This is a genomic window from Psychrobacter sp. Arc9 (assembly GCF_041431295.1).
GTDB lineage: Bacteria > Pseudomonadota > Gammaproteobacteria > Pseudomonadales > Moraxellaceae > Psychrobacter.
This window is the reverse complement of sequence record NZ_JASMRK010000015.1, coordinates 50645-60974: the sequence shown is the minus strand read 5'-3', so window position 1 is coordinate 60974 and position 10330 is coordinate 50645. Positions and strand designations below refer to the sequence as shown.

Annotated in this window: 8 protein-coding genes; 3 read left to right on the top strand and 5 right to left on the bottom strand. The window is 43.3% G+C overall.

What is annotated here, in order from left to right; translation table 11 throughout:
* The first annotated feature begins 80 nt into the window (after positions 1-80).
* Positions 81-755 carry a DUF4145 domain-containing protein gene (locus tag QO187_RS09400; protein WP_371548164.1) on the top strand — a complete coding sequence of 225 codons (675 nt, stop codon included), beginning with the start codon at positions 81-83 and terminating at the stop codon, positions 753-755.
* 169 nt (positions 756-924) lie between these two features.
* Here QO187_RS09400 and QO187_RS09395 read toward each other — a convergent pair whose 3' ends face one another.
* From QO187_RS09395 to QO187_RS09375, 5 genes are all read right to left on the bottom strand, one after another.
* Positions 925-1740 (bottom strand): MipA/OmpV family protein, encoded by an 816-nt coding sequence (locus QO187_RS09395; RefSeq protein WP_371548162.1) that lies wholly within the window; start codon positions 1738-1740, stop codon positions 925-927.
* Positions 1741-1887: 147 nt separating this feature from the next.
* On the bottom strand, positions 1888-2964 hold the full coding sequence (locus QO187_RS09390; RefSeq protein WP_371548160.1) for a rhomboid family intramembrane serine protease: 1077 nt from the start codon (positions 2962-2964) through the stop codon (positions 1888-1890).
* A 106-nt stretch (positions 2965-3070) separates the two neighbouring features.
* A complete protein-coding gene (locus tag QO187_RS09385; protein ID WP_102093059.1) occupies positions 3071-4258 on the bottom strand; it encodes an alpha-hydroxy acid oxidase in 1188 nt (395 codons plus the stop codon).
* A 91-nt stretch (positions 4259-4349) separates the two neighbouring features.
* A complete protein-coding gene (locus QO187_RS09380) occupies positions 4350-6122 on the bottom strand; it encodes an L-lactate permease (RefSeq protein ID WP_101205167.1) in 1773 nt (590 codons plus the stop codon).
* Between the two features lie 488 nt (positions 6123-6610).
* On the bottom strand, positions 6611-6925 hold the full coding sequence (locus QO187_RS09375) for a glutaredoxin family protein (RefSeq protein ID WP_102093060.1): 315 nt from the start codon (positions 6923-6925) through the stop codon (positions 6611-6613).
* Between the two features lie 298 nt (positions 6926-7223).
* On the opposite strand from QO187_RS09375, the gene mtgA reads away from it, so the two are divergent.
* Together mtgA and ppk1 are read left to right on the top strand one after the other, a co-directional pair.
* Positions 7224-7913 (top strand): monofunctional biosynthetic peptidoglycan transglycosylase, encoded by a 690-nt coding sequence (mtgA, locus tag QO187_RS09370; protein ID WP_102093061.1) that lies wholly within the window; start codon positions 7224-7226, stop codon positions 7911-7913.
* 185 nt (positions 7914-8098) lie between these two features.
* On the top strand, positions 8099-10297 hold the full coding sequence (gene ppk1, locus QO187_RS09365; protein WP_102093079.1) for a polyphosphate kinase 1: 2199 nt from the start codon (positions 8099-8101) through the stop codon (positions 10295-10297).
* Positions 10298-10330: the final 33 nt, after the last annotated feature.

Below are 10330 nucleotides of genomic sequence, written 5' to 3'. Positions count from 1 at the left end.
CGCGTAATTTTAAGTCAATGCTTTATCTGGCGTGTACTATCGTTCATTGTAAGATGAATTGAAGACACGCCCTAGTAATAATGAAATTTATTGCACCAGAATTTAATAAAGATGGTTTTCACTGTCCTTTATGTGGAACTTATGCCCATATGTCTTGGTCAAGGTTATCTAATGGTACACGCTCTAGTAACTATTATGAGTCGCTTTGTTCGTATTGTAGTGAACCTAGTCTATGGAGAGTTACCAAATATAGGACGACACAGTTCGGGAAAAAACCTGAAGAAACAGAACTTTTATTTCCAGATAACGGTGTAGCAGCTCTACCTGAAGATGATATGCCTGAAGATGTAAAAACTGATTACGTTGAGGCAGCGAGAATATTCTCAAAGTCGCCTCGTGGAGCAGCAGCTTTACTAAGATTAGGCTTGCAGAAACTATGTAAGCATCTCGGTGAGGATGGAAGTAATATAAATAACGATATCCGTAGTCTTGCTGCTAAAAACATCTTACCTCCAATGGTTGTTAAAGTAGCTGACACTGTACGCATTACAGGTAATAATGCTGTACATCCAGGAACAATGAAAGACGAAGATTTTGATTTCGTAGCATCTAAAATGTTTGACCTTCTTAATTTCATAGTAAAAAAAGGGATTTCAGAACCAAAAGAACTAGACGCTTTGTATCAACTCACTCCAGAAGGTCCGAGGAAATCTGCAGAAGATAAAGATGCTAAATCCAAAGTTAGTAATCTTTAACTACATATTTAAAAGGATTTTCTAGATTAGGCTGCGTCCCACATACCAGTTTCAAGAAATAGCTATATTATCGGTGCGCTAGGCACACCTTACAATTAAAGTTGTCATAAAAAAAGACCTTACCACATCACGCGGCAAGGTCTTTTTACTATCAAACTTCTAAGCTTTATTAAAACTTATAAAGCAAACCAAGCGTCGTTGCCGCTTCAGTACGTGAGTCGACCATTGGGCTATCGTACTGCTCATTTGGTACATAGCTTACGCTTTGATTGGCAAATCCTGCCCAACGCTCATTAAAGTCATAGTTGGCACTGATGTTGATATACGGGTTCAGGCTTGAGTTAGATTTATACGCATCAACGCCTGTCTCTGCTGACTCTTTTTCACTGACACCATAGTAGTATTCGTTGTAGTCAGCATCATGATATTCAAAGCCAATACTTGGATAGACCGTTAGCTTGCCTTTAGTAATTCTAGAAAGATAGGTCAGGCGAGCCGTGTTGCCGCCACTACGATCTAACACATCAGCACCTATCTGCGCGCGAATGCCACCGATAGCCGTACGACGCTGGTAGCTTATACCTGCTTCTGCAGATAGTTTGCGCTCATCGAGACCTTGCAGGGCACCATTAGCATCATCAGGATCAAACGAATTCCCTGCGAGCTGCGCGTAAGCAGAGAGCTGATTGACCCCATCATTGATCAAGTACACACCCGCTTGAGCACCGCGCGCATAGATCCTATTATTATCATAAAAAATGCCCGGTAGCACACGCACTTCAGTGCTGTCTTCAAGATCGTAGGCTGATTTGACCGCCATGACATTGACCCCAACGCTCAATTCGGCGTCTTTGTCAGTCGGTAGGTTTTTATTAAGAAAAGGGATGGCACTAGACAGGCTAGACACACTGAGTAATGCCGTAGCGGTTAACGTGCTCAGCATGGCTCGCGTAGAGAAGTGAGGTTGCGCTGCAAGTTTTGACATAATTGGGTCTCGTAAGTGAGTATAAATAACTGAGTGGTGCGATTAAGCAAAACGTGTTCAAAAGGGCAAGCTATAAAACGAATCAGTAATGTTGGTCAGTATGCTGTTTTTGGGAGCTATATAGCAATGATAGATAAGTATGAGCATTTACTCAATGGCTTTTAGTACTTGCAGTAATTGCTGGTGAATATCTTGCCACCACCAGACAAAACCAATGCTAATAAGTAACATCGCAAACCATGGTAATAGTTGCCAAATAATGGAAGGTTTTTTAAGTGCTTCGGGTTCAATACTATTATGATGAACAGCTTCGTGACTTAACGGTGAGTTGTTAGCAGTAATGCTTTCGGCATATATGTCTGATGTATTCGTTTCATTGTTTGCAACCGCAGTATCTTGCTCAGTTGAATTGGCAGCAAAGTGAGGTGATTGATCGAGAGGAGTAGCATCATAACGGCTTTGGTTATCGTGTTGGTCTTTATACTGTCCACTATAATGACTGTTATATGATGGGGTGTCGTGAGCGCTGTATGAATAGTTGGTTTGATAAGGCTGGAGACGCTGCGCTTGCTCAGATGCGACATTTTGCATAGCGACCGCGAGACGCTGACGGTAACCAATCGCAAAAGCTAAGGCAATAACAAGCCCTGTGATCGCGCCGCCGATATGACCAGCATTATCGATACCCGGTACGGCAAACCCATAGACGAGGTTGATGCCCATAATAAATATCAGGCTTTTGAGGTTAAGCACCATGCCATTGACCGATATTTTAAACAGGGCAGCGATCAGTAACGCCGCACCGATACCCATGATACCACCAGAAGCTCCCGCTGATAGGCCGGGCTGTCCCGTACCATCCAAAATACTTTGCCACGTCATATAGCTATTGAGCAAGTTACCGCCAACTGCTGCTAGTAAAAATAATGCCAAAAACTTGGCTGAGCCAAACATCGGCTCGGCAATCTGCCCAAAAAAATACATGGCAAAGCCATTAAATAGTAGATGCATGAGACCAATGTGCAAAAACGCACTACTGGCCAAGCGCCATGGGTCATCCATCATCGTTAAGGGTAAGGTGTTGGCACCCCATTTAACTAACGCTTCAGTTGACGGGTTATTGGCATCGACGCCAGTGACTATCTGCATGACAAATAGCCCAATAAAGCAGGCTAATAGCAGGGTAGTGACGGGCGCTGTTTTTAATAATTGTTGAATGGTCATAAAGGCTAACTGTCATCAAAATGTTATAGAGACAGTATAAAGGGTATGAGCAAATTATGTTATGTATAGCCAGTTTTAAACGTTGATTGTTCTACAATCAGCCGCTCTAAAAACGACCCACTTTGAGGTTTTCATACGTGCCTTTTACCAAGATATTATCCGTGACAGTATTGATATCGGTATGACCACAGAATGCCATAGATATATCACACTCTTTATAGATAATCTCAAGCGCGCGGCGCACCCCGTCTTCACCATACGCTCCCAATCCGTAGAGAAAAGCGCGACCGATCATCGTGCCTTTTGCGCCTAATGCGATAGCCTTTAGTACATCTTGACCAGAGCGAACGCCACTGTCTAGCCATACCTCGATATCGCTGTTTTCGGCTTGTACTGCCTGTACGATGTCAGAGAGGGCAGAGATAGAAGATAACGCGCCATCCAATTGACGACCGCCATGGTTTGAGACGACTAGGGCATCCGCGCCACTGCGAGCCGCCATAATAGCATCTTCAGGCTCCATGATACCTTTGATGATAAGTTTACCGCCCCACATGTCTTTGATACGCGCCACATCGTCCCAGCTCAGACGCGGATCGAATTGCTCTGCCGTCCAAGCAGAGAGTGATGACAGATCCTCAACATTTTGTGCATGACCGACGATATTACCAAACGTGCGACGTTTGGTGCCCAGCATATTCATACACCATTGCGGCTTGGTCATGAGGTTGATCATATTGCTTAGTGTTGGCTTAGGCGGTGCGGATAGACCATTTTTGATATCTTTGTGACGTTGTCCAAGCACTTGTAAGTCGGCGGTCAAGATAAGTGCTGAGCAATTGGCCTCTTTGGCACGGCGAATCAGATTGGCCATAAAGTCTTGATCGCGCATCACGTACAGCTGAAACCAAAACGGCTTACTAGTATGAGTGGCGACATCTTCGATAGAGCAAATGCTCATGGTCGATAGTGAAAAGGGCACGCCGAATTTTTCAGCGGCGCGTGCGGCATGTATCTCACCATCTGCCCACATCATGCCGGTAAACCCCGTTGGGGCGATGGCTACAGGCATCTTGACTGGCTCACCGATCATACTCGTTGCCAGACTGCGGTTATCCATATCGACCAATACTCGCTGGCGCAGCTTGATACGGTCAAAGTCAGTCTCGTTATTACGATAGGTGGTCTCAGTCCACGAGCCTGAATCGACATAGTCATAGAACATACGCGGCACTTTACGCTCAGCAACGCGGCGCAGATCTTCGATTTCGGTGATTTTAGTTAAGTCTTTCATAGGTTTATCTCTTATTGCTGTTATGTTTTAACTAGAAGGCAACCTTAACCTAACGCTACTAGATCTAGTTTAATAGCGTCAGCTTGCCTGATTATCGTCCATTCAGTTTTCTACGGGAAAATTTGCCACAAAAAGACATCAGTCCAAAGAATGTTATGGGCCAGAGAACGGCTAAAGCCCACCACCATATTTGACCGAAGATGATAGCCATACCGATCAAACCTGCTTGCACGACATAATAAATCATCGCTAGCAGTGTTTTGCGAATCACATAGCCTTCTTTATCCACCAAGCCGACTACTGCGCAAGCAGCTACCACATTATGCACCGAAATCATGTTACCAGCCGCACCACCCACAGCTTGCAAGGCTATTACTTGTGCTGCAAGGTCGCTATTGAGTCCGATCTGATTGGCTGTTGACCATTGAAAATATGAAAACATCATATTGCTAATAGTATTTGAACCGGCGATGAAAGCACCCATTGCCCCAATCCATGGAGACACTAGCGGCCACGCATTTTGAAAAGCATCGGCAGCACTTTCAGCCAGTAATATTGGCATAGCCGGTAGCGCAGTAGCGACTTCAGCGGCTGAGCCTGAATTAATGAATACTTGTACCATAGGCACCGAGAATAGCAAAGCTGGTGCGGCAGCAACCATGGTCTTTGCCGAGTTACTCCAACTGCGCTTTACCGCTTGGCTATTCATTTTGAACAGTAAAATACATAATAAAGAAGTAATAATTAGAATGCTACCAGGAGAATAGGCGAGCTGTATCTTACTAGAGATTGTTGTACCAAAAAGATTAGTAAGGCTAATGGTTGTTAAATCCCCTACCAGAAAAGCTTTGAGTGGTGCAATCACTCGAGTTATGACCAATAAGGCAATCACAATGAAATAGGGCGAAAATGCACGAATTAAAGAGAACTTTGGGGTTGCTGAATCATCATATTTTACCTCGTCTAAAGTACCCAGCCAGTCTTTGTCCCATTTTGCGCGAGGGGCAAAATCAAAAGTATCTTTAGGCATCAAAAAACCACGCTTAGCAGCGGGAAGTACAATTAACAACCCAATGAAACCGCCAATGAGTGAAGGGAACTCAGGCCCTAGAAATTTAGCAACCAAAAAATAAGGAATAGTAAAGCAAAGACCTGCAAAAATGGCAAATGGCCATACTTTAAGCCCTTCTATGAAGGAGCGTTTTTCACCAAAGAACCTTGTCAAAAAAGCACTTAAAATTAAAGGTATCAAAAACCCAATAAGCGCATGTACAAGGCCTACGTTAGCTGTAATCTGTAATAAATAATTTTCGGCAGTAGTAGGGGCAATGGACTGTGCTAAATCTTGTTTATCAGTAATACCAGACCAAACGCCAAGTAGTAGAGGCGTACCAACTGCACCGAATGATACGGGTGTAGATTGAATGATAAGAATAACCATGACCGATGCCATCGCTGGAAAGCCTAAAGCCAACAACAGCGGAGCACCCACTGCAGATGGTGTTCCGAATCCTGATGAACCTTCTACTAAAGAGCAGAACAACCATGCCACAATGATCGCTTGGACGCGCCTATCAGGTGAAATATCCATAAAGCCCTTACGTATGGCGACAAGAGCGCCGCTTTCTTTCAGCGTATTCAGCAGTAAAATAGCTGCGAATACAATGAATAAAATAGTAAGTGCCACAATAATCCCATTAACAGTAGCAGCCGCTACCTGAGCACCACTAGCGTGCCAAATGAAAAAGGCTAGCAGAGCTGTCACCAAATAGGCAATACTCATAGCTATCTTAGCTGGCAGGCGCATAACTATGAGTAGTATGAATACAACGAGAATTGGCGCTAAGGCTAAGAAAGTGTACATAATTAACAGTCCTTATTGTTATTAACAGTCCTTATTGTTGTGTATACCAGCTTATTTTTTACTGGTTTTAAAGTCATACTAAGTTATTACTATAGTCGATACACTCTAAAAATGTCATAGCGCTACTGGGATGAATTTTGCGCAGCCTCTGGGAACGCAGCACGCAAGTAAAATTTATACCAGTAGCGCGTTTAAATCTATAACAGTTTTACATTCAGCTAACTATATTTATTAAGGCGTGTTAAACACGCCCTAATAGTTGCTCTTAGGTGCTTTCGCTGAGAATTGTATGTATATGATTTAACAGAGTGCAAGATTAGAGAGTTGAGATTATTGATCAGTAAATCATTAGCATTAGTATAATCAATTTACCAAACAAAATATAAAAGTAGTCTAGCAAATATTGAAATACCATACTAGCTAAAATTAGCGGTAGATATTCTAATATAAGAAATTTAAAAGCTCTATAACATCAAAACAAAGTGCCGTTAGTTGTGAGCTAACAGTTGCTGTAAATCCATGACTGAAAATGGATAGTCTAATCGTTTTGATGGAGTCAAAATCACAGGGATAGACGTGGCAAAATCCATCATAAGCGCCTCATCAAATTCTGCAATATCGACATTTTGGTAAGTGATTGGCTGTACCGACTGAAACTGTGCAAGTATTTGCTCAGCGATATCACACAAATGACAACCAGAGGTCCCTAGTAGCCACCATTGAGGATTATCTTCAGTGACACTAAGGTGTGGACTTGCGGCGATAACACGCGCTCGTAATACTTCTATACTATTATTATGCATGGTGAGATCTCTGAGCTTAAAGTATGCCAAAAAATGCTGACTATTAGGCTATTTTGATAAAAAGTAAAAAATAGTTGGTTTATTATTACATCATAAAGAAGTGGGGTAAATAATGACAGCGATTGTGAGATTAGGTAAGATGACCTGCTATTGATCATTATTAATGACGAATGCTCAGCAGTTAATGATTGGCTATAAATGGCCCGTTTACAATCATTGATTCTTAGTTGATGTCTCATAGTCATTAATAGAGTATCTATCTTATCTTATTACTTTTTTAACCACTCGGATATCGCGCATGGCAAGTTTTGGCACATTTATCAAACGTCTGTTATTGGCAATTATGCTATTGGTTGTCGCATTCCATATATTGGTCGTCGGGCTATTATTAATTTGGAAAACGCAGCCAATTAACAACAGTATGTTTATGTTGACGCATCGACTAACGGGCGGTACGGTCACTCAGACATGGGCTGAATATGATGCGATTGCCAAATCTGCCAAGCAAGCAGCGATTGTGAGTGAAGACTCGACGTTTAGTCAGCACAGCGGTTTTGACTTTAAAGGTATCAAAGCGGCGCAAAAGAAAAATGAAGAGACAGGCAAAATGTCTGCTGGCGGCTCAACGATTACTCAGCAATTGGCAAAGAACTTGTTCCTCACCTCGCATCGCTCTTATGTGCGTAAAGCGGAAGAGGCTGTCATCACTGTGATGATTGAGACCTTGTGGGACAAGCAGCGCATTATGACTGCTTACCTAAATGTGGCGGAGTTTGGCAATGGTATCTATGGTATCGACGCGGCAGCGCATCATTATTTCGATAAGTCTGCGGCCAATCTAAACCGAGATGAGTCAGCACTTCTGATTGCGATGCTTACCAATCCAAAGTACTACGAAGACAATCAAGGTGATAAGCGTTTGCGTAACAAGCAACGTATTATCAAAAAACGCATGAAAAATGCTGTATTACCGCAAGCAGCTTCGTAAATATAAATCATTAGGGCTAGGTTAGGTTATATGATCGAATGTTGTAGGCTCGGCTATTTCGAATAAAACTAGGACATGCCCTAGAAAAGACAGAACGATAAAAGATGATGGCGTATCGATAACGCAAAAGGAGTAGTGACGTGGTAGAGATGACTAGTAATCAGTGCAGTAGTGATGTTAACGATATGATTGACGTTAATAATGTTGAAGACGGCGCTAATGACAATGTTAATAAAGACATCAATATAGATAATAGCCCAAATAATTTAGCAGAAATCGAATGGCAACGCTCAGAAGATGGCAGCTATTCACCGAGCAGTTATATCAATCGTGATTTGTCTTTATTACAGTTTCATCTGCGAGTATTGGCGCAGGCATCTAGTTCGCGTCACCCACTGCTTGAACGCTTATTTTTCTTGATTATTTTTTCATCCAATCTCGATGAGTTTTTTGAGATTCGTGTCGCTGGCATCATGCAAAAGCTTAACATCGGTGATGTATCGACCAGTGCTCATGGCATGCGTCCTAGCGAAGTGCTAAACGAGATATCTATTATCACTCATGCCGCAATCAGTGAGCAGTACCGTATTCTCAATGAGGACATCTTGCCAGCGCTTGCGCTTGAGGATATTCGCTATCTCAAACGTGATGAGCTAAACGCTGAGCAGTCTGCATGGATGAAGCGCTATTTTACGGAGCAAGTCGTACCTGTATTGACACCGATTAGTATTGATCCTGCGCATCCGTTCCCGCGTCTTGTAAATAAAAGCTTAAACTTTATCGCCACATTGGAAGGAAAAGACGCCTTTGGACGCGATATCAACTTAGCGATTGTGCCTGCGCCGCGTAGTCTTCCACGCGTAATTCGCTTGCCAGATGAGCTGACGGGTGGCAAAGAGCATCATGTGATGCTATCCGCTATCATTCATGAGCATATCGGTGAGCTATTCCCTGGCATGAGTGTGACAGGCTGTCACCAATTTAGGCTGACACGTAATGCTGATTTAGATTTGGCCGATGATGTCGAAGATATTGCCAAAGCACTAGAAGGAGAGCTCGAAAACCGCCGCTTCGGTGATAAGGTGCGTCTTGAAGTAACAACCGATTGCCCAACGCACATCAGTGAGTATTTGCTCAATGAGTTTGAGTTGCATGACAATCAGCTATACCGTGTCAATGGCCCCGTCAACCTAACGCGTTTGCTGTTTGACTTTAATATTCCTGCACTACGCTATCAGCCATTTACTCATGTCGTGCCAAAGGCATTTCGCCGAGAAATGGATAAGTCAGATAAATCGACCAGTATGTTCGCCGCCATGCGTAAAAGTGATGTGTTGGTTCATCATCCTTTTCATGCCTTTTCTCCGATTATCAATTTACTTTGGCAAGCGGCCAGCGATCCCAAAGTATTGGCGATTAAACAAACGCTATATCGTTCAGGCACCAATTCAGAAATCGTCAAGGCACTTGCAGCTGCCGCTCGTAATGGTAAAGAAGTCACGGCTGTTATTGAGCTGCGTGCGCGTTTTGATGAAGCGTCTAATATTGCAGTTGCTAACTATCTACAAGAAGCAGGCGCGGTCGTGGTCTACGGTATCGTCGGTTATAAAACTCATGCAAAGCTCATGCTAATCGTACGCCGCGAGGACGACCGAATCCGCCGTTATGTCCATTTGGGTACGGGTAACTATCACGCGGCCAATGCGAAAGTCTACACAGATTATGGTCTGTTTAGCGCTGATCCTGATATCTCAGAAGACGTTCATAAAATATTCCAAGAGTTAACCGGCATGGGTAAGCCTGCCAACCTCAAAAAACTGCTACATGCACCGTTTACTTTGCATGAGAAATTGATGAGCTTTATCGATGATGAAATCGCTCATGCCAAAGCGGGCACACGTGCTCATATCGTTATTAAGGCCAATGCGCTCACTGAGCGCCGCCTCATTGATAAGTTATATGATGCCTCGCAGGCAGGCGTTAAGATTGAATTAATTCTGCGGTCTATGTGTTGTCTACGTCCACAAGTAAAAGGGCTGTCTGAAAACATCACTGTGCGCTCTGTTATCGGACGGTTTTTAGAGCATACGCGCGTTTATTATTTCTATAATAATGGCGATGAGCGTTTATACTGCGGTAGTGCAGACTGGATGGATCGTAACCTGTTCCATCGCGTAGAAGTGGCGTTCCCGATTGAGAACAAAAAGCTGTTTAAACAGATTTATCAAGATGGCTTGATTAACTACTTACGGGATAATACGCAAGCGTGGACACTTGATGGCACTGGCGTTTGGCAGCAGCTACAGCCAGCAGCAGGTGAGGAGCCACATGTCGCACAAGAGCATTTACTAAAAAAGATTAATCATGTCGAAGAGTCTAGCTAATTCGTAAAAGCACCTTTAGGCGATAATCAGCTG